Annotated in this window: 12 protein-coding genes (1 of these 12 cut by a window edge); 7 read left to right on the top strand and 5 right to left on the bottom strand. The window is 74.6% G+C overall.

The genetic code is table 11. The features are described from left to right. Positions 1–767, top strand: the 3' portion of a protein-coding gene (locus OG444_RS18495; RefSeq protein WP_327266843.1) for an MFS transporter. It extends 547 nt beyond the left edge of the window; 767 of the gene's 1,314 nt are visible here — the last part of the coding sequence; its start codon lies beyond the left edge, outside the window; the stop codon is at positions 765–767. Positions 768–839: 72 nt separating this feature from the next. Here the strand turns inward: OG444_RS18495 and OG444_RS18500 are convergent, their stop codons facing one another. Together OG444_RS18500 and OG444_RS18505 are read right to left on the bottom strand one after the other, a co-directional pair. After that, positions 840–2,645, bottom strand: coding sequence for an ATP-binding SpoIIE family protein phosphatase (locus OG444_RS18500; protein WP_327266844.1), 1,806 nt, complete (start codon positions 2,643–2,645; stop codon positions 840–842). Positions 2,646–2,780: 135 nt separating this feature from the next. After that, a complete protein-coding gene (locus OG444_RS18505; protein WP_327263222.1) occupies positions 2,781–4,199 on the bottom strand; it encodes an NAD(P)/FAD-dependent oxidoreductase in 1,419 nt (472 codons plus the stop codon). 338 nt (positions 4,200–4,537) lie between these two features. On the opposite strand from OG444_RS18505, the gene OG444_RS18510 reads away from it, so the two are divergent. Together OG444_RS18510 and OG444_RS18515 are read left to right on the top strand one after the other, a co-directional pair. Further along, positions 4,538–5,311 (top strand): TetR/AcrR family transcriptional regulator, encoded by a 774-nt coding sequence (locus OG444_RS18510; RefSeq protein WP_327263223.1) that lies wholly within the window; start codon positions 4,538–4,540, stop codon positions 5,309–5,311. Between the two features lie 167 nt (positions 5,312–5,478). Next, entirely contained in the window at positions 5,479–7,461 is a 1,983-nt protein-coding gene (locus OG444_RS18515; protein WP_327263224.1) for a sigma-70 family RNA polymerase sigma factor, read from the top strand. On the opposite strand, the gene OG444_RS18520 is transcribed toward OG444_RS18515, so the two are convergent. Both OG444_RS18520 and OG444_RS18525 read right to left on the bottom strand, forming a co-directional pair. Continuing rightward, the gene (locus OG444_RS18520; protein ID WP_327263225.1) at positions 7,448–10,792 is read right to left on the bottom strand and encodes an ATP-binding protein; all 3,345 of its coding nucleotides are present in this window, start codon (positions 10,790–10,792) and stop codon (positions 7,448–7,450) included. The genes OG444_RS18515 and OG444_RS18520 overlap by 14 nt on opposite strands. 26 nt (positions 10,793–10,818) lie before the next feature. Further along, a complete protein-coding gene (locus OG444_RS18525; protein ID WP_327263226.1) occupies positions 10,819–11,325 on the bottom strand; it encodes a MarR family winged helix-turn-helix transcriptional regulator in 507 nt (168 codons plus the stop codon). A gap of 153 nt (positions 11,326–11,478) precedes the next feature. Between OG444_RS18525 and OG444_RS18530 the strand changes: the two genes are divergently transcribed. After that, positions 11,479–12,750 carry an MFS transporter gene (locus OG444_RS18530; RefSeq protein WP_327263227.1) on the top strand — a complete coding sequence of 424 codons (1,272 nt, stop codon included), beginning with the start codon at positions 11,479–11,481 and terminating at the stop codon, positions 12,748–12,750. A 135-nt stretch (positions 12,751–12,885) separates the two neighbouring features. Here OG444_RS18530 and OG444_RS18535 read toward each other — a convergent pair whose 3' ends face one another. Next, positions 12,886–15,075: an asparagine synthase-related protein gene (locus OG444_RS18535; protein ID WP_327263228.1), complete on the bottom strand. Its 2,190-nt coding sequence runs from the start codon at positions 15,073–15,075 to the stop codon at positions 12,886–12,888. Positions 15,076–15,705: 630 nt separating this feature from the next. Here OG444_RS18535 and OG444_RS18540 point away from each other — a divergent pair. The 3 genes from OG444_RS18540 to trmB all read left to right on the top strand — a co-directional run bounded on the left by OG444_RS18540 (position 15,706) and on the right by trmB (position 19,640). Then, positions 15,706–17,427 carry a sporulation protein gene (locus tag OG444_RS18540; RefSeq protein ID WP_327263229.1) on the top strand — a complete coding sequence of 574 codons (1,722 nt, stop codon included), beginning with the start codon at positions 15,706–15,708 and terminating at the stop codon, positions 17,425–17,427. 44 nt (positions 17,428–17,471) lie between these two features. After that, the gene (gene lhgO, locus OG444_RS18545; RefSeq protein ID WP_327263230.1) at positions 17,472–18,704 is read left to right on the top strand and encodes an L-2-hydroxyglutarate oxidase; all 1,233 of its coding nucleotides are present in this window, start codon (positions 17,472–17,474) and stop codon (positions 18,702–18,704) included. A 189-nt stretch (positions 18,705–18,893) separates the two neighbouring features. After that, positions 18,894–19,640 (top strand): tRNA (guanosine(46)-N7)-methyltransferase TrmB, encoded by a 747-nt coding sequence (gene trmB / locus OG444_RS18550; RefSeq protein ID WP_327266845.1) that lies wholly within the window; start codon positions 18,894–18,896, stop codon positions 19,638–19,640. The last annotated feature ends 28 nt before the right edge of the window (positions 19,641–19,668 follow it).

Raw genomic sequence — 19,668 nt, forward strand, 5'->3', positions numbered from 1 at the left:
TGCCGCACGTGCCGACGATCAAGGACGCCATGCCGAAGGACCCGTCCCAGGCGGGCGGCAGCGGCTGGAAGCGGCTGCTCCGGCACAAGGCCATGGTGCAGCTGTGCGTGCTGGGCTTCGTGGTGTTCTTCGCCTGCTACGGACAGTTCGAGTCGGGTCTGGCCGCCTTCGGTACCGAGGCCGCCGGGATCTCCCCCTCCACCCTCGGTTTCGCGCTCGCGGCCAACACCGGCGCGATCGTCGTCGCGCAGTTCGTGGTGCTGCGGCTCGTCGAGAAGCGGCGCCGGTCGCGTGTGATCGCGCTCGTCGGGCTGATCTGGACCGTGGCGTGGGTCATCGCCGGGTTCTCGGGTCTGGGGCACGGCAGCGCCATGATGGCCGCCGCCGCGTTCATCACCACGTACGCGCTCTTCGGCATCGGTGAGGCCATGCTGTCGCCGACCCTGGCCCCGCTGGTGGCGGACCTGGCGCCGGAGGGCTCCGTGGGGCAGTACAACTCGGCCTTCGCGCTGGTCAAGCAGATGGCGCTGGCCCTGGGGCCGCTCGGGGTGCCGCTCGGTGCGGGTGTTCCGATGCTCTACATCGGGGTCTTCGTACTCGTGTCGCTCGGGATCGCCGCCCTGGCGCTGCGGCTCGGCAGGCGGCTGAGCCCGATGCAGGACAACCCCTGGATGGCGAGCAGGGTCGTGGCTCAGGGCGGTCCGGCCGTCGTGGCCAAGGAACCCGCCGTCGCCGGGGCCGTCGCCGTGGAGCCCGTGCACGCGTAGGTACGTACGTATATATGTGCGGGCAGCAGGAAGGCCCCGGTCCTCGTGGACCGGGGCCTTCCGCGCGTCCGGCTACTTGTCCGGCAGGGCGAACTCGCACCAGACGGCCTTGCCGCCGCCCGGGGTGCGGCGGGAGCCCCAGGAGGAGGCGATCGTCGCGATGATCGAGATGCCGCGGCCGGTCTCGTCGGCCGGTTCCGCGCGGCGGCGGCGCGGGAGGTGGTCGTCCCCGTCGGTTACCTCGATGATCAGCCGGCGGTCGGTTCGGCGCAGGCGCAGGTGCATGGGCGGGGTGCCGTGCTGGAGGGAGTTCGCGACGAGCTCGCTGGCGGCCAGGACACCGAGGTCGCAGAGCTCGACGGGGAAACGCCAGGAGGCGAGGACGCCCTGGGCGAAGGCGCGGGCGCGCGGGGCCGCTTCGATGCCGCCGAGGAGTTCGAGTGCGGCGTTGTGGAAGAGCTCGGCGTCCGATCCGGTGCGGGCGGGCTGCTGCAGGACCATCACGGCGACGTCGTCGTCGTGGTCGGCGTCCACGCCGAGGGCGCGCATCAGGCGGTCGCAGATGACGGCCGGGGTGCCCTGGGCGCCGGAGAGGGCGCGTTCCAGAGCGGCGACGCCCTCGTCGATGTCCTCGCCGCGGCGTTCGACCAGGCCGTCGGTGTAGAGGACGGCGGTGGAGCCGGGGCCGAGGGCGATGGTGCCGGAGGTGTGGAGCCAGCCGCCGGTGCCGAGCGGCGGGCCGGTGGGGTCGGCGGCTCTGCGTACGGTGCCGTCCTCGTCGCGGACCAGGATCGGGAGGTGGCCGGCGGAGGCGTACGCGAGCAGGCCCTCGTTGGGGTCGTGGACGGCGTAGACGCAGGTGGCGATCTGGCTGGCGTCGATCTCGGCGGCGAGGCCGTCGAGGAGCTGGAGCACCTCGTGCGGGGGCAGGTCCAGGCGGGCGTACGCGCGGACGGCGGTGCGCAGCTGGCCCATGACGGCGGCGGCGCGGACCCCCCGGCCCATGACGTCCCCGATGACCAGGGCGGTGCGGCCGGCGCCGAGGGTGATGACGTCGTACCAGTCTCCGCCGACCGCGGCCTCGGTGCCGCCGGGCTGGTAGGTAGCGGCGACGCGCAGGTCGTCGGGCTGCTCCAGCTCCTGCGGGAGTAGGGAGCGCTGGAGGGTGACGGCGGCCTCGCGCTGGCGGCGCTCACTGGCGCGGAGCCGGTCGACGGCCTCGGCGTGGTCGGTGACGTCGGCGAGGTGGATCAGGACGCCGGTGCGGTCGGTCTCCGTGTCGTTCCCGTCGCCGGTCTCGCTCTTGGCCGTGGGGAACTCGACCGGGGTGCAGGTGACGGTGTACGTGCTGCCGCCGCCCGGTGCGGCGCGGTTCTTGGCGGTACGGGACTTGCCGCTGCGCTGGACCTGGTCGAGGAGCGGTAGCAGGCCGAGCTCGCCGAGTTCAGGGAGGGACTCGTGCGCGGGGGCGCCCGAGGTGCGGGCGCCGAAGCCGGCGGTGTAGGCGTCGTTGACGTAGGCGACGCGGTGCTCGGGGCCGTGGACGAGGGCGATCAGGGCCGGGAGCCGGCCGAGGACCTCGCGTACGGAGAGCTCGTCGAGGGAGGGCACGGCGGTGAGGACGCCCGTCCGCGGGGACGGGGCCGCGGTGGTGCCTCCGCCGCTGCCGCTGCTGCTTCCGGTCCCGGAGACCGTGGGGTCGGCGGGGTGTCCGTCGCCGGCGGGCGCGGGCCGCTCGGCTCCGGGGTCGGCGCGGCCCCCGCGGGCTGCCGGGACCGCGCCTTCACCCCGCTTGGCCTGGGCGGCGGCGTGTTCGGACCGGGCGGCGGCGCGGCGCTGCGTTCCGGGAAACCGGGCGCTCCAGCGCGTGAAGTTCACTGCGTTCAAGCCTCGTGGTGTCGCGAGTGGTCGCTGTGTCGCTCGTGGGCGGTCGCTGACTGGACGATGTCACTCTGTGCAGGGGTGAGCCCACCTATGGTCACACGTCCAGTGTGGTCGACCGCACTGACAACGTCAGCCCTGGCCGTTCTGCGGGGGGTTGGGGGCGGGGGGCGGGGGTGGGGGTTTGTGGCCGCCGCCTGCAGCCAGTTCGAATTCTGCCCTGGGGTGTTCGAGGGAACCCAGGGAGACGATCTCACGCTTGAAGAGGCCTGAGAGGGTCCATTCGGCAAGGACGCGCATTTTGCGGTTGAAGCTCGGAACGCGGCTCAGGTGGTAGGCGCGGTGCATGAACCAGGCCGGGTAGGCCTTGAGCTTGCGGCCGTAGATGTGGGCGACGCCCCGGTGGAGGCCGAGCGAGGCGACGGAGCCCGCGTACTTGTGGGCGTATTCGGTCAGGACCTCGCCGCGCATGGCGGCGAGGAGGTTGTCGGCGAGGACCTTGGCCTGGCGGACGGCGTGCTGGGCGTTGGGGGCGCATTCGCGGCCCTTCTCGTCCGCGGTGATGTCGGGGACCGCGGCGGCGTCGCCCGCGGCCCAGGCGTGCTCGACCCCTTCGATGGTGAGGAAGGAGGTGCAGGCCAGGCGGCCGCGTTCGTTCCTGGGGAGGTCGGAGGCGGCCAGGACGGGGTGGGGCTTGACGCCTGCGGTCCACACGACGGTGCGGGTGGGGAAGCGGGCGCCGTCGCTGAGGACGGCGACGCGGTTCTCGCAGGATTCGAGCCGGGTCTCCAGGCGGACGTCGATGTTGCGGCGGCGCAGCTCGCGGACCGTGTAGACACCCATCTCGGGGCCGACCTCGGGGAGGATCCGGTCGCTGGCCTCGACGAGGACCCACTTCATGTCCTCGGGCTTGATGTTGTGGTAGTACCGCGCCGCGTAGCGGGCCATGTCCTCCAGCTCGCCGAGGGCTTCGACGCCCGCGAAGCCGCCGCCGACGAAGACGAAGGTGAGGGCGGCGTCGCGGAGGGCGGGATCGCGGGTGGAGGAGGCGATGTCCATCTGTTCGATGACGTGGTTGCGCAGGCCGATGGCCTCTTCGACGGTTTTGAATCCGATGCCGTAGTCGGCGAGTCCCGGGACGGGGAGGGCGCGGGAGATGGAGCCCGGGGCGAGGACGAGTTCGTCGTACTCCATCTCGATGGGACCGGCGCCCTCGTCGGCGGTGGCGAGGGTGGTGACGGTCACGGTCCGTTTGGCGTGGTCGATGCGCTGGGCCTCGCCGATGACGATGCGGCACTTGCCGAGTACGCGGCGCAGCGGGACCACGACGTGGCGGGGTGAGATGGCGCCCGCGGCCGCTTCGGGGAGGAAGGGCTGGTAGGTCATGTAGGGCTCTGCGGAGACCACTGTGATCTCGGCTTCGCCGGCTCTCAGCTTTCTCTGGAGGCGGAGCGCCGTATACATGCCGACGTAGCCGCCGCCGACGATCAGGATGCGCGTACGGGGCGGGGTACCGGGGTTCGTGCCCCGGGAGTTAGCAGCCTTCACCATCCCATGACGCATCGTGGCCGGGAGTTTGTCCACAGGCCCGACAGATTGTGTGACCGGAGGTGGTGGTGGGGCGGGGTGGAAGAGGACCTCTGGTTGTGGCAGGAGTGCGCAGGTCAGACCGCCCGGAATGGCAGATTCCGGAGGCACGGATCGGAAAAGTGGGGGTGAATGCTCCGATCGGGGGGTGCTCCGTCCGGGGCTGCCTCTTCTGAATTGACTCTGGCTCAACTATGTTCGTATCTCGTCGAGGAGTAGGACCGGGCCCGAGACCGTGGCCCCCTCGGCGTGAAGGCGGGGAGTGTCTCCGGGGGGAGACAAATGATTACCGGGGGATACATATGAACATTTCCGATTTCCATGGTTCCGCGACCACGCTCTCGGTCGAGAGCAGCGGACGCGGCATCGCGGGCGGCACCACGCACGGCGTGGGCCGCTCCACGCCGCTGCGCGTCGACGCCCAGCGCAACCTCGAGCACGTCCTGCGCGCTGCCCGGGAGGTATTCGGCGAGCTGGGCTACGGCGCTCCGATGGAGGACGTGGCACGTCGCGCCCGGGTCGGTGTCGGCACCGTGTACCGGCGTTTCCCGAGCAAGGACGTCCTCGTGCGGCGCATAGCCGAGGAGGAGACCGCTCGGCTGACCGAGCAGGCCAAGGCCGCTCTGGGACAGGAGGAGGAGCCGTGGCAGGCGCTGTCGCGCTTCCTGCGCACCTCCGTGGCGTCCGGCGCCGGGCGGCTGCTGCCGCCGCAGGTGCTGCGGGTGGGCTCGACCGTCGAGGACGAGGCCCAGGAGGCGGAGGCCGCACGGGTTCCGCACCAGCGGCAGGCCATGGCCGGCGCCGGGACCCTCGACCTGCGGGTCGTGGGCACGCGCGCGCCGATCGAGGACGAGCCCTCGGAGGACTCGGGTGCGGGTGCGCTGCTCGAGGTCGTCGGCCGGCTCGTGCACCGGGCGCGGGAGGCCGGTGAGCTGCGCACCGATGTCACGGTGGCCGATGTGCTGCTCGTGATAGCGACGGCGGCGCCCGCGCTGCCCGACCCGGCGCACCAGGCGGCGGCTTCGACCCGGCTGCTCGACATCCTGCTCGAGGGGCTGCGGTCCCGGACGGTGTGACGGTGTGACCACGGCGGCCGGACCGCGCTTCGGCGAGTGCCCAGTTGGGCGATTCGCCGAAATGTGCCCGGATGAGTGGATGGTGCGCAGAGGGGTTCGATGCCCGTCCCCCGTGTGACACGCTGGATCGGTGTACCGGTTGAGTGTGTCGTGCGGAAGTCTCCGCGATGAGCGTTGACGGTCGGGAAGAGCCACTCGGTGGCGGCGGCAGCGAGGTCGAGGCGGGCAGTCTGCCCGCCCGGCAGGTGCCGGCCCAGCGCGGCCCGGGAGGGCGGCACGCACGCTCCTCGGACTCCGCCGGACCCGGCAGGCTCGGTGGCCTCGGCGGTCTGCGTGGCCTCGGTGGCGAACTGCCTCCGTCCGACGGAGACTTGATCACCCGGATGCGAGGGGGTGACGACGGTGCGTACGAAGAGCTGTTCCGTCGTCACGCCGACTCCGTGCGCCGCTACGCGCGGACCTGCTGCCGGGACGGGCACACCGCCGACGATCTGACCGCCGAGGTGTTCGCGCGGACCCTGCAGGCGGTACGGGGCGGGGCCGGACCGGACCAGTCGGTGCGGGCCTACCTGCTGACCACCGTGCGCAGGGTCGCCGCGGCATGGGCGAAGACCGCAAGGCGGGAGCATCTCGTCGAGGACTTCGCCCTCTTCGCCGAGCAGGCCTCCGCGGGTACGGAGAGCGGGGCGGTCCTGTCCGGACTGTCCGGGGGCGACACGCTCGAACTGGGCGCGGACGTCCGGGCGATGCACGAGGCCGAGCAGTCGCTGGCCATGCAGGCCTTCCGCAGCCTGCCCGAGCGGTGGCAGGCCGTGCTCTGGCACACCACCGTGGAGGAGGCGTCGCCGAGTGCGATCGCGCCGCTTTTCGGGCTGAGCGCCAACGCGACCGCCGTGCTGGCCAGTCGGGCCCGGGAAGGGCTCAAGCAGGCGTATCTGCAGGCCCATGTGAGTTCGGCGCTGAGCGAGGGCGGCGACTGCGCGCGATACGCGGACCGGCTGGGCGCCTATGCCCGGGGCGGGCTGCGGATGCGGGCGGAGCGGGGACTGCGGGGGCACCTGGAGGAGTGCGTGAAGTGCCGGCTGGCCGCCGGGGAACTCCAGGATGTCAACGCGGGCATTCCCGCGCTGCTTCCGGTCGCGGTCATCGGGTGGTTCGCCGCCGGGTACGCGGGCAAGGTCGCCGGGGTGCTGGCAGGTGGGGCCGTCGCCGCGGGCGGGGCCGGAGCCGCGGCCGCCGCCGGTGGCGGGTCGACCGCGGGAGCCGGGACGGCCGGGGCCGCCGGTGGTGGGGCCGCCGGGGCGGGCAACGGGGCAGGGGGCGCCCTGGCTGCCGAGGGGCTCGGGCTGCCGGCCAAGGCCGCCATCGCCGCCGGGATCGCGGTGGCTGCGGCCGCCGGGGTCGTGTTCGCGCTGGCCGGGGACGACGCCGCGCCGCAGGCCCGGGCCAAGCCCGCGCCCACGGTGGCCGCGCCCGCGGTACCGGATGCGCCCGCCGCGCCGTCGGCCGAGCCGGAACCGCCCGCGCGGGAGGCACCGGTGGCGCGGGGGTCCGTACCTCCGCGGCCTGCTCCGACGCCCTCGGCCCGGGCCTCAGCCGCGCCCTCTCTCCCGCCCTCCCCGTCGCCCTCCCCCAGCCGGGAGAAGCCCTCGCCCACGCCGTCCCCGGACAGACCCTCGCCGAAGCCGACACCGCCGCCGCCCCCGCAGCCCGCGCAGGGCTTCCCGCTGGCTGCTCTGCCCCACTCGGCCTACGGGGACCACCGCGGCCCCGAGCTGGAGACCTGGCGCAGCGGCTGGGTGTGGCAGCGCCGGGGGCTGGAGGTGGGCGGCCGGCGGTTCGTGCACGGGATCACCGTGAACTCGCGTTCCTCGGTGGAGATCGCCCTCAACCGGCAGTGCACGAGCTTCTCGGCGCAGGCCGGGGTGGACGGGCTGTCGCTGTTCACCGACACCCCGGTGCGGTTCTCCGTGTACGCCGACGGGCAGCGGCTCTGGCAGTCGGCCGCACTCGGCCACGAGGACCCGCCGGCGGCCGTGCAGGTCCCTCTCGCCGGACGCAAGACGCTGCGGCTGGTGGTCGAGAGGGCCGGGCCGGGCAGCCTGCCGACGCTGGCGAGCTGGGCCGACGCAGTGATCAGCTGCCGGTGAGGACCGTGGTCAGCGTCGCGGCGAACGCGGCCGGGGTGAGGGCCGCGCCGGCCCGCTCCTCCCGGCCGTAGCGGTCCTGGCCGAGCACGGCGCGGGTCCGCTCCGGGAGGCCCTCCACCGCGGCGTTCTCCGGAACCGAGCGGGGATGTCCCGCGCGCCAGACGGTGGCCGCCGCGAGGGCCCGTACGGCCTCGGCGGGCCGGTCGGCGTCGGCCAGCAGCAGGGCCGCCGCCTCGGCCATGCCGGCCAGGATGCGCTCGGCGCACCGGGCGTCGACGGCGGCGGCGAGGGCGGGCCCGATCCGGGCCAGACCGGCGGCCGGACCCCGCTCGCGGCCGGTGAGGACGGCGTCGACGGTGTCCAGCCCGGCCGTGAGCTGAGCGGGCACGGTGAACCGTTCGGCCTCGGCGCGGGCCCGCTCGCACTCCTCGCGCGCCCGGGCCGCGTCGCCCTGCTGGAGGGCGAGGAGGGCGGAGAGGAGCCGGGCGAAGGTGCTGACGTCGTACACCCCGCCGTACCGGTCGGTCTCCTGACGGGCCTCCTCCAGCAGCTCGGCGGCGCCCTCGGTGTCCCCCGCGCGGTAGGCGGTATCGGCGATCCGGGCGAGGGCGAAGGGTGCCTCGACGCGGGCCCCGACCTCGCGGGCGAGGCGCAGGCACTCCTCGAACTCGGCGCGGGCGTCGGCGTACCGGCCGCGCGAGAGGGCGACCTCCCCGGCGGCGCTCGCCACCTGGGCGCAGGTCCAGCGGTCTCCGACGCGCCGGGCGATGTCGTGCAGCTCGGCGAGGTCGGCGTCGACGGCGGCCAGGCCTCCGGTGACGTCGATGGTGACGTGGGTACGGAGCATCAGGACCATGCCCAGCTCCCACTCACCGGCGTGGACGCGGCAGTTGGCGACGGACCGGTCGAGGTCGGCGTGGAATTCGTGGGGGGTGCCGGAAAGGAAGGTCGTCGCGGGCCAGAGCATCCCGGGGAAGAGAGTGGTCTCGGGGGAACCGTGCCGGAAGGTCTCCTTGATGCGGACGGCGAGGTCCCGGTATCCGGGGGTGCGGAACTTCTCGGCGGAGTTGCTCTCCGCGAGCAGGAACATGTCGAGGACCTGCAGGCGCATGTGGCGCCAGTACGCCGGGGAGCCCTCGGGCGGGATCCGGGAGGTGAGGGCGAGGACCCGGGTGGTCCACTCGGCGCCCTCGGCGCGGTAGTTGCGCAGCCACCAGAACCAGCCGAGGGCGAAGACGAGGCGCTCGGCGACCTCGGTGTCGCCGTGGCTGTCACCGTCGCTGTCGGGGTCCTGGACGGTGGTGGTGTGGAGGGCGGCCCGGAGGTTGTCGAGCTCGGTCTCGACGCGCCGGATCCAGGGGAGCTGGGCGGCGGAGCGGATCAGGGGTTCGGCCTCTTCGGCGAAGGCGAGGTAGTGGGCGGTGTGACGGCGGGCGGTGGCGCGGGCGTCGGCGGGGTGGGCGGCGGCGCGCTCGGCGGCGTACTCGTGGATGGTTTCGAGCATGCGGTAGCGCCTGCCGTGGCCCTCGTCCGGTTCGGCGAGGACGAGGGACTTGTCGACGAGGGAGCCGAGGACGTCGGCGGTGTCGTACGGGGTCCCGTCGTACGGGGTCTTGTCGCGCGGGTCGGCGCAGACGGCCTCGGCGGCGTCCAGGTCGCAGCCGCCGGCGAACACGGACAGGCGGCGCAGGACGGTGCGCTCGGGCTCGTCGAGGAGGTCCCAGGACCAGTCGACGACCGCGCGCAGGGTCTGCTGGCGGGGCAGGACCGTACGGGCGCCGCTGGTCAGGAGCCGGAAGCGGTCGTCGAGGCGGGCGGCGATCTGGCGCGGGGTGAGCAGCCGCAGCCGGGCGGCCGCCAGCTCGATCGCGAGCGGCAGACCGTCGAGGCGGGCGCAGATCTCGGTCACGGCGGCGGGGTCTTCGGCGGGGCTGAAGCCGGGGCGGGCCGAGGCACCGCGGTCGGCGAAGAGCCGGTGGGCGGGATCGGGCGGCAGGGGCTCGACGGGGCGGACGGTCTCCCCCGGGACGCCGAGGGGTTCGCGGCTGGTGGCCAGGATCCGTAGGCCGGGGCAGTGCGTGAGGAGGAGCTCGGCGAGCTCGGCGGCGGCTCCGATGACGTGCTCGCAGTTGTCGAGGACGAGGAGCAGGCGGCGGTGGGCGCAGTGTTCGACGAGGCGGGCGGCCGGGTCGGTGGCGGCCGCGGTCGGGGCCTCGCGGGCGACGAGGGAGCTCTCGCGCAGGCCGAGGGCGCTCAGGACGGCGCCGGGCACGGCGGCGGGGTGGTCCAGGCGGGCGAGTTCGACGATCCAGGCGGCTTCGGGATGGGCCGCGGCGGCGTGTTCGGCGAGGCGGGTCTTGCCGGAACCGCCGGGGCCGGTGAGGGTGACGAGGCGCAGGCGGGCCAGGTCGGCGCGGAGGGCGGCGAGTTCGGGCTCGCGGCCGACGAAGGAGGTCAGACGGGGACGGAGGTTCCCGCGGGGGGCCGGCTCGGGGCGGGGCGGCGCCGGGGTCTCCGACTGCGGCTCCGGCACCGGCTCCGGCTCCGAGTACGGCAGCGGCAGCGGCAGCGGCGGCATTGGCTCCGACTGCGACCGCGGCAGCTGGAGGAGTTCCGCGTGCAGGGCGGCCAGTTCGGGTCCCGGGTCGGTGCCGAGGGCGTCGGCGAGGACGCGGCGCGTGCGTTCGTACACGGCGAGGGCGTCGGCGGGACGGCCTGCGGCACGCAGGGCACGGAGCTGCTGCGCGCGGAGCGTTTCGTCGTACGGGGACTCGTGGAGCAGTGCCTCGATCTCCGGCAGGAGTGCGGCCGGGTCGGTGGCGCCGCTGCGCAGGTCCGCCTCGATGCGGTGGCGGAGGGCGCCGGAGCGGCGGGCCTCGGCCGCGGCCGCATGGGCGGCACGGGCGGGCTCGGGCAGGTCGGCGAAGGCGGGGCCGCGCCAGAGGGCGAGGGCGGTGCGCAGGGTCCGGGCGGCGGCGGCCGGGTCGTCGGCCAGTTCCTGGCCGCCCCGGGCCGCCAGCAGCTCGAAACGGTGCAGGTCGACGTCATCGCGGGCGGCGGCCAGGAGGTAGCCGCCGGTGGCGGCCAAGTGGACGGTGTCCCGGCCGCCGAGGGTGCGGCGCAGCCGGGCGACGAGGGCCTGGAGGGCGGCGGGGGCGTCCTGGGGCGGGTCGTCGCCCCAGACGTCGTCGACGAGTTCGGCGACAGAGGCCGGTCGGCCGGCCCGCAGGGCGAGGGCGGCGAGGAGCGCGCGCAGACGGGCGCCGCCGACGGGGAGGAGGGCGTCGCTCTGGTCGCGCGCCTCGGTGACGCCGAGGATGAGATACCGCACCCGCCAATTCTGCCCCGCGGCCGGGCTCAGGTGATCGAAGTGTCCCCGTTCGCCTCCAGCAGGGTGCGCAGGGCCTCGGCGACCGTGGCGCAGGTGGCGGGGTCGATCGGGGCGAGCAACTCGGCGTACTGGCTGAGGTGATCGGTGATCAGCGACTCGGTGAGCGCGAGGCTCTGTTCCGTGAGGCGGATGCGGACCGTGCGGCGGTCCTTCCCGTCGCGGACCCGCTCGACCAGGCCCTTGGTCTCCATGCGGTCGATGCGGTTGGTGATCGCGCCCGAGGTCACCATGGCGGCCGGGATGAGGGCGCCGGCGGTGAGCGCGTACGGAGGTCCGGACCGGCGGAGGGTGAAGAGGATGTCGAGCTCGCCGACCTCGAGATCCCGTTCGGCCGCGAAGGCCTTGAGGTGCCGGTCGATGATCCGGTTCATCCGCTGAATGCGGGCCAGCACCTCGACCGGCCACAGGCCGGCCGCCAGTTCGGGGCGTTCGGCCGCCCACTGGCCGACGATCGCGTCCACTGCGTCACTCATGTCGCGTCCTCATCCTCGTGCGTCTTCTCGTCTCGTCCACGCCCCCGAGAAGGATATCTCAACGTTGAGACACTTGACGTTCAGAGAACTGCTCTGATTTTATCTCAACGTTGAGATTCTGAGCATTGAGATGGATCGGAGCGGGCACCCCTCATGACCACGACACCGACACCGACGCCGACACCGACACCGACACCGACGGCAATAGCGACAACTACGCCTACGACCACCGCCGGCCGCGCCGGCGGCCGGTCCGGCCCGGTCCCCGTCCTTTGGCTGGCGCTGCTGGCCACGCCCGTCGCCGCCGCGGCCAACGCACCCGTCCTGATCCTTCCGGACATGGCCGGCTCCCTCGGGGTGGGCACCTCGACCGCCGCCTGGCTCGTCGCCGCCTTCGCCTGGGCGATGGCCGTTTCCATCCCTCTGCTGGCCGGCCTCCTGCGCCGCCGCGGCCTGGCGCCGGTGCTCCGGCTGGCCAGCGCCCTCCTCGTCGGCGGAACCCTCCTCGTCGCCGCGTCCCCCTGGCTCCCGCCGATCCTCCTCGGGCGGGCCGCCCAGGCCGCCGGCGGCGCCGGTCTGGTGGCGGCCGCGATGAGCCTGGCCGGTTCGGCCCGCCGGATGGGCGTCATCAGCGCGGGCTTCGGCATGCTCGGCGCGACCGGCCCGCTCCTCGGCGCCCAGCTCTCGCACACCGTGTCGTGGCGGCTCTCGCTCTCGGTGTCCCTGGTCTCGCTGCTGGCGGTGCCCGCGGTGGCCAAGTACGCGAAGGCCCCGGCGGCCGCCCCGCAGGGCAGGTTCGACACGCGCGGCGCCGCACTGCTGACGGTGCTGGCCACGGCCCTGGTCCTGCTGCCCCACGCCCCGGCCGTCGCCCTCGGCTCCGCGGCCCTCGCCGCCGCGCTGCTCGCGCTCCACATACGGCGGCGCCCCGAGGGCTTCGTCCCGGCCGCGCTGATCCGCAGGCCCCTCTTCCTCGGCTCCGCGCTGCTGGCGCTCACGCTGTCGACCTCGTACTTCACCCTGCTGTTCGCCGTACCGCGGCTGGTCTCGGACCGCGCGGGCTGGGACACCGGCGCGGCCGGGGCCGGTCAGCTCGTGGCGCTGCTCACCGGCTCCGCGCTCTCCTGGCTGCTGGCGGCGGGCTCGGCGCGCATGGGCCGGGTGGCCGTACGCACCGTGCTGGTCGGGATCGGCGTCCTGGCGGCGCTGACCGCGGTCTTCGCGAGCCACGGGCCGCTGCTGCTGCTCGCCACCCTGGGCGGCGTGTTCGGTGCGACCGGCGCCAACGCCGTGCTGTCGACGCACGCCGCGTCGAGCGTCCCCGACGCCCAGCGCCCCACGGCCATCGGCCTGTTCACCCTCTGCTACCAGCTCGGCGGCGCCTTCGGCCCGGCGATCGCGACCGCCCTGGTCCTCGGCTCCTGAACCGGGGCGCCCGGCCCGAGGCGGCCGGCCCTGAACCTCGGCCCGGCGGCATCACGACACCGGCATCACGACACCGGCATCACGACACCGGCATCACGACACCCGCATCACGACACCCGCATCACGACAGCGGCGTCACGACAGCGCAGGGCGGTGCACCGGGACTCCCTCCGGCACCGCCCGCCTTCGCGCCGTGGAGGTCCCGGTCCAGCAGGTGCCGCGCCGGGCCAGCAGGCGGCGCAGCCACAGTTCCATGGAGACGAGCTCCGCCAGCCCGTCCAGGGGGACCGGGCGCCCGTCCGCCGCGTCGAGCAGCGCCTGGCGCACGACCCGGGCCTCGATCAGGCCGGCGTCCGCGAGCAGCGGCGACGCGAACAGGTCCAGCAGGTCGCTCAGCGCGGCGCGCAGCCCCAGCCGGGTCGCGGTCTCGTTCGGCATCCTGTCCGTGACGCCCCAGCCCGGCGGGAACTCGCGCACCCCGGCCGAGGACAGGACCGTGCGCAGGATCGCGGCCCGGGCCCCGGGCTGGACCCGCAGCGACTCGGGCAGGGCGCGCGCGGCCCGGACGACCTGGTTGTCCAGGAAGGGGGCGTGCAGGCGCTGGCTGCGGACCTCCACGGCCTGCTCGAAGACCCGGTGGTCGGCGGCGTGGCGGGCGAGCAGTGAGCGGGCCCGGGCCTCCCCCGGCCGCAGCGACAGCGGCGGGCGGCCGGCCGCGGCCGTCAGACGGATCGATACTTCCGCCAGCGCCTCCCCCGTGAGCCAGCCGGCCGCCGGGCCGGGCCGGGACCAGGTCAGGGCGGCGAGGGAAGCGTCCACCGGACCGGTGGAGCGCTCGGGGACCCCGCCCTCGCGGAGCCGGGCCGCGGCGGCCTCCATGCCCGCGCGGTACGTCGTACGGGCAAGTCTTCGGGCCGCCGAGTACACGGTGAGCGGGACCATCAGGGACTCCCCGGAGGCTCCCGAGGCGGAGGCCGAACGGGCCAGCGCGGCCACCGGGCGCAGCAGGTGGCGGCGCCGGCGGTCCATCAGGAGGTCGGCCATGCGAGCCGGGTGGGCGTCGAGGACCTGGCGGGCGCCGTGCCCGGTGAAGTGGTCGGCCGAGCCGGCGGCCAGCCGGCGCCGCTCGCGGGCGGCGAAGACGAGCGAGGGGCCGGGCTCGTCGGTGAGCGGTCCGTCGAGTTCGGCGTACGGGAGTGCTTCCTCGGCGGCGGCCACCACGACGTGGTGCAGGCGCGGGTCGGCCGCGATGGCCCTGGCCCGTTCCAGTTCGGCCTCGCGCCCCTGCGGGGTGGCCAGGTCGTTGAAGGTGACGGCCAGCAGGCGCGCCCCGGCGGGACTCAGCAGGGTTCCCGGGGCCCCGGGCAGGCCGGCCGCCAGCAGGGCCAGCGTCGCGGACGCGCTGCCGCCGGAGAGGTCGGCGCCCACCCCGGGGGCCGGGGCGCCGCGGGCGGCCCGGCGGTCGGCGGGGCCCATTCCGGGCACGGGGCCGGGATCGTACGGCGGCAGGGTGTCGGGAGCATGCCGCGGAGCCGTGAGCCGGGCGCGCACCGCGTCCACCAACGCTTCCCGTACGCCCTCCACCGCGCGCCCGGCGTCGGCCTCGGGGGCGGCCACGGCGAGCGAGGCGACCTGCTCGTAGCCGGTGATCTCGCGGGAGCCCTCGCGCAGGATGAGCGCGTGCCCGGGCGGGATGCGCCGGACCCCGGCGTACGGTGTGCCGTCGCCCAGCGCCTCGGGGCTGTCGGGGCAGGCCAGCAGGGCCGCGAGGTGGCCGATGTCGAGCTGTGCCTCGATCAGGTCGGCGAGGGGGAGGGCGGCGGTGGCGTACGCGGTGCCGCTCGCCCAGGGGGTGTAGAAGACGGGCCGGGCGCCCGCGAGGTCGCCGACGACGGTGATGCGGCGGCCGGCCTGGACGACGGCGGTGTAGCTGCCGGACCACTGGGTGAGGTGGCGCAGGGCGCCGCCGCGGGCGGCGTAGAGCGCGCGCCGCAGTTCGGCGTCGGTGGCGCCGCAGCAGCCGAGGACGGCGAGCCGGGTGAAGGGGTCGGCGGGGTCGGCGGTGACGGTGCGGATCTCGTCGGGGCGCCAGTCGCCGACGGCCCAGAGGGGGTCGGGGTCTCCCCAGAGCAGTTGGGCCCCGACGGGGTGGACGGTGCGTTCCGCGTCCGCGCCCGGGTCGCCCGGGTGGGCGGCGTCCGCGATGCCGCCGCGCAGGGGCGCACCACTGTCGCCGTATCCGCCCTGGCCAGGGCCTTGGCCGGAGACTCGTCCGGCCGTGCCGAAGCTCGCGGCGATACTGCTCCAACCCACCAACCAGCGCACCGCCGCCTCCCCAGCCCGTGGGCACATGACCGGGGCACAGGCAGCACGGACGGCGCAGAGCGCGCGGCCGCGGGACCCCGGGTGGCTCGGGGTCCATGCTGCCACGGGACAGGCGTGCGAGAGTGGTTAAAGGGGGCGCACACGCAAACGAACACGCCCCGGCAACGCGGTATTTGGCGTTCCGTTCCCACCGCCCCATAGGTCGCTTTCAGCCATTCTTCGGCCGCCGGAAGAGCCGTCACGGGCTGCCGGCACCCGGCGCGGGGGCGCGGTCCGGGAGGCGGAAGCCACCCCCCGGACCGTTCCGCCACCCGCGGGGATTGAGGCAGCGGCGTCCCCCGGCCCACCCGGTCCACGCAGCGGGCCGACCCACGCACCGCACATCGAATCGCCGGGTCCCGGGACCGGCCAGAGCGCACGGGCGGGCGCACGGCCACACGGGCGGAGCACGCGATGACACGTGCGCCCCGGCGCCGGGGTCGGGGCCGACTGTGCAAACGGACAACAATCCCGCCATACGGAAGTAAGGGCCTTAACGCTTGGGAGGCGGGGAACTACGCTGGGTTTACGAAATGCCGGGCGCCTATGCCCCGGCGGCGTCTGCGTTCCGCGTGTGACGAGGGGTGGCGCATGTCCAGGGAGCTCCGCGAGCCCAATGAAAAGCTCGGCGCCGTCCTCGCCCTCGCGGGCATCAGCAACGCCGGGCTGGCCCGGCGGGTCAACGACCTCGGCGCACAGCGCGGCCTGACGCTTCGGTACGACAAGACGTCGGTGGCCCGTTGGGTGTCGAAGGGGATGGTGCCGCAGGGCGCCGCCCCGCATCTGATCGCCGCCGCGATCGGCGCGAAGCTGGGGCGGCCGGTGCCGCTGCACGAGATCGGGCTGGCGGACGCGGACCCCGCGCCCGAGGTCGGTCTCGCCTTCCCGCGCGACGTGGGCGCGGCGGTGCGCTCGGCCACCGACCTCTACCGGCTCGACCTCGCCGGACGGCGCGGCGGCGGCGGGATCTGGCAGTCGCTCGCGGGCTCGTTCTCGGTGGCGGCGTACGCGACGCCCGCCTCGCGCTGGCTGATATCTCCCGCCGACAGCTCGGTGGCCCGGGGACCGGCGGGCTCGGCTCCGCACCTCGCGCCCCACCGTCCGGCGGACGACACCTCCGCGGCGCACGAGCCCGCGGCGCAGCACTCCATGGTCCAGAGCCCCTTATCAGCGACCCCCTCGGCTCACGACGGGCCGGCGCACGGGGCGACGGCACCGGGTCCCCGGCCCTCCCCGGAAGGCCGCACGACCGGACCCGCGACGGGCCCGATGACCGGACCGGTGACAGGGCCGATGACAGGGCCGGGAGCCGGACCGGGAGGCGGATCCGCCACAGGCCCGCCGTCCACCGTTTTGCCCGCCCAGCCCGGGCCCGAAACGCAGCGCGACCACGGTCAGCGCGTGGGCCACAGCGACGTGACGAAGCTGCGCGAGGCCGCCGAGGACGCCCGCCGGTGGGACTCCAAGTACGGGGGCGGGGACTGGCGTTCGTCGATGGTCCCCGAGTGCCTGCGGGTGGACGCGGCACCGCTGCTGCTCGGCTCGTACACCGACGAGGTGGGCCGCGCGCTGTTCGGCGCGACCGCCGAACTGACCCGGCTGGCCGGGTGGATGGCCTTCGACACCGGCCAGCAGGAGGCCGCCCAGCGCTACTACATCCAGGCGCTGCGGCTCGCCCGCGCGGCCGCGGACGTACCGCTCGGTGGCTACGTACTGGCCTCGATGTCGCTGCAGGCGACCTACCGGGACTTCCCGGACGAGGGCGTGGACCTCGCGCAGGCGGCCGTCGAGCGCAACCGCGGCCTGGCCACCGCCCGCACCATGAGCTTCTTCCGGCTGGTGGAGGCACGGGCGCACGCGAAGGCGAGCGATCCGGTGGCCGCGGGGGCGGCGCTGCGGGCGGCGGAGGGCTGGCTGGAGCGGTCGCGGGAGGGCGATCCGGATCCGACCTGGCTCGGCTTCTACTCGTACGACCGCTTCGCGGCGGACGCCGCGGAATGCTACCGGGACCTCAAACTGCCCCGGCAGGTGAGGCGTTTCACCGAGCAGGCACTGTCGCGGCCCACCGAGGAGTACGTACGGTCGCACGGGCTGCGGCTGGTCGTGAGCGCGGTCGCCGAGCTGGAGTCGGGCAATCTCGACGCCGCGTGCGCGGCGGGCACCCGGGCGGTGGAGGTGGCGGGCAGGATCTCCTCTGCGCGGACGACCGAATACGTACGGGACCTGCTGCACCGGCTGGAACCGTACGGGGACGAGCCGCGTGTGGCGGAGCTGCGGGAGCGGGCCCGGCCGCTGTTGGTGGCGCCGGCGTAGGACCCGTCTTCGGGGGGCCGCGTGGCCGCGTTGTCGGTGCCGGGGTGCAGTATGCAGGGGTGGGAGGTGTCAGCGTGGGTGGCGGCGTGGACTGCGATGTGCTGGTGATCGGCGGCGGAATCGTCGGCCTGTCGACGGCGCATGCCTTGTCGCGCCTGGCTCCGGGGACCAGGGTGGTCGTCCTGGAGAAGGAGCCGGGTCCGGCCCGGCACCAGACGGGCCGCAACAGCGGGGTGATCCACAGCGGGATCTACTACCGGCCGGGTTCGCTGAAGGCGCGCTTCGCGGTGAGCGGGGCCGCCGAGATGGTCAAGTTCTGCGCGGAGCACGGCATTGCGCACGAGGTGACGGGCAAGCTGATCGTCGCCACGGAGCGGGAGGAGCTGCCGCGGCTGCACGCCCTGGTCCAGCGCGGCCGGGAGAACGGCATTCCGGTGCGCGAGCTGGGCCCGGCCCAGATCACCGAGTACGAACCGGAAGTGCAGGGGCTGGCCGCGATCCACGTCGGCAGCACCGGGATCGTGGACTACGGCCGGGTGACCGCCCAGCTGGCGGAGTCCTCCGGCGCGGAGATCGTCTACGGCGGCGCGGTCGACCTGATCTCCCGGCGCGCCTCGGCGGTGGCGGTCCGCACCACGTCCGGCCTGGTGGTCAGGGCGCGCGTGCTGGTGAACTGCGCGGGCCTCCAGTGCGACCGGATCGCCCGCATGGCCGGAGACGACCCGGGGATGCGGATCGTCCCCTTCCGTGGCGAGTACTACGACCTCGCGCGGCCGGACCTGGTCAGGGGGCTGGTGTACCCGGTGCCCGACCCCGCCTTCCCCTTCCTCGGGGTGCACCTGACCCGGGGCATCGGCGGCGGCGTCCACGTCGGTCCCAACGCCGTTCCCGCGCTGGCCCGCGAGGGCTACGCCTGGTCGACGGTGCGGCCCCGCGACATCGCGGACGAGCTCGCCTGGCCGGGATCCTGGCGGATGGCCGCGCGGCACTGGCGGTACGGGACGGGAGAGATCCACCGTTCGCTGTCGAAGCAGGCCTTCACCCGGGCGGTACGGCGCCTCCTGCCGGCCGTCACCGCGGCGGACCTCCACCCCGCCGCGGCCGGGGTGCGCGCCCAGGCCGTGCTGCGCGACGGCACCCTGGTGGACGACTTCCTGATCCGCGACGCCCCGCGCACGGTCCACGTCCTCAACGCCCCCTCGCCCGCCGCGACCGCGTCCCTCCCGATCGGCCGGGAGATCGCCGCCCGCGCGCTGCGGACCCTCGGCTCGGCCTGAACCGCTGCGGCGGGACCCGGGCCGCGGAAGGTCGGCGGGGCCGCCGGGCCGGGCTGCCCGGGTGTGTCCCGGGAGCTGCTCGCGCAGCGACTCCCGGACCCCCCGTCGTAGAATCAGCGCATTGTGTCTGAGTCCCTGAACCCCCAGTCGCCCCGCCTCCCGGACGCCGCGCCGGAGGCGAACTCGTACGTGCCGCCCAAGTGGCGCACCGAGCCCCGCTTCCCCGACGGGCCCTCGCCCGACCCGGCCGGCTCGCACCACGAGCGCCGGATCCGCAGCTTCCAGCCCCGCCGCAGCCGGGTCACCACCGGCCAGGGCGAGGCCCTGAAGCGGCTCTGGGGCACCTGGGGCCTGGACATCGACGGCCACCGGGTCATCGACCTGAAGGAGCTCTTCGACGGCCTCCCCGTCGTCCTGGAGATCGGCTTCGGCATGGGTGAGGCCACTGCCCAGATGGCGGCCGACGACCCCGGCACCGGGATCCTCGCCGCCGACGTGCACACCCCCGGGCAGGGCAACCTGCTCGCCCTCGCCGAGCGCGGCGGGATGAGCAACATCCGGGTGGCCAACGGCGACGCCATCATCCTGCTCCGCGAGATGCTGCCGCCGGACTCACTGGCCGGTATGCGCGTGTACTTCCCGGACCCGTGGCCCAAGGCCCGCCACCACAAGCGCCGGCTGATCCAGCCCGACTTCCTCACCCTGGCCGCGACCCGCCTGGCGCCCGGAGCCGTACTGCACTGCGCGACCGACTGGGAGCCGTACGCCGAGCAGATGCTCGAAGTGCTCACCGCACACCCGGACTTCGAGAACACCCGGCCCGACGGCGGCTTCTCCCCGCGTCCCGAGTTCCGGCCGCTCACCCGTTTCGAGGGCCAGGGCCTCGACAAGGGCCACCTCGTACACGACTTGCTCTTCCGTCGCACGGAGAACTGACAACGTCACCGCGCGTGTCCGAACGGCT

Source organism: Streptomyces sp. NBC_01232 (assembly GCF_035989885.1).
Lineage (GTDB): Bacteria > Actinomycetota > Actinomycetes > Streptomycetales > Streptomycetaceae > Streptomyces.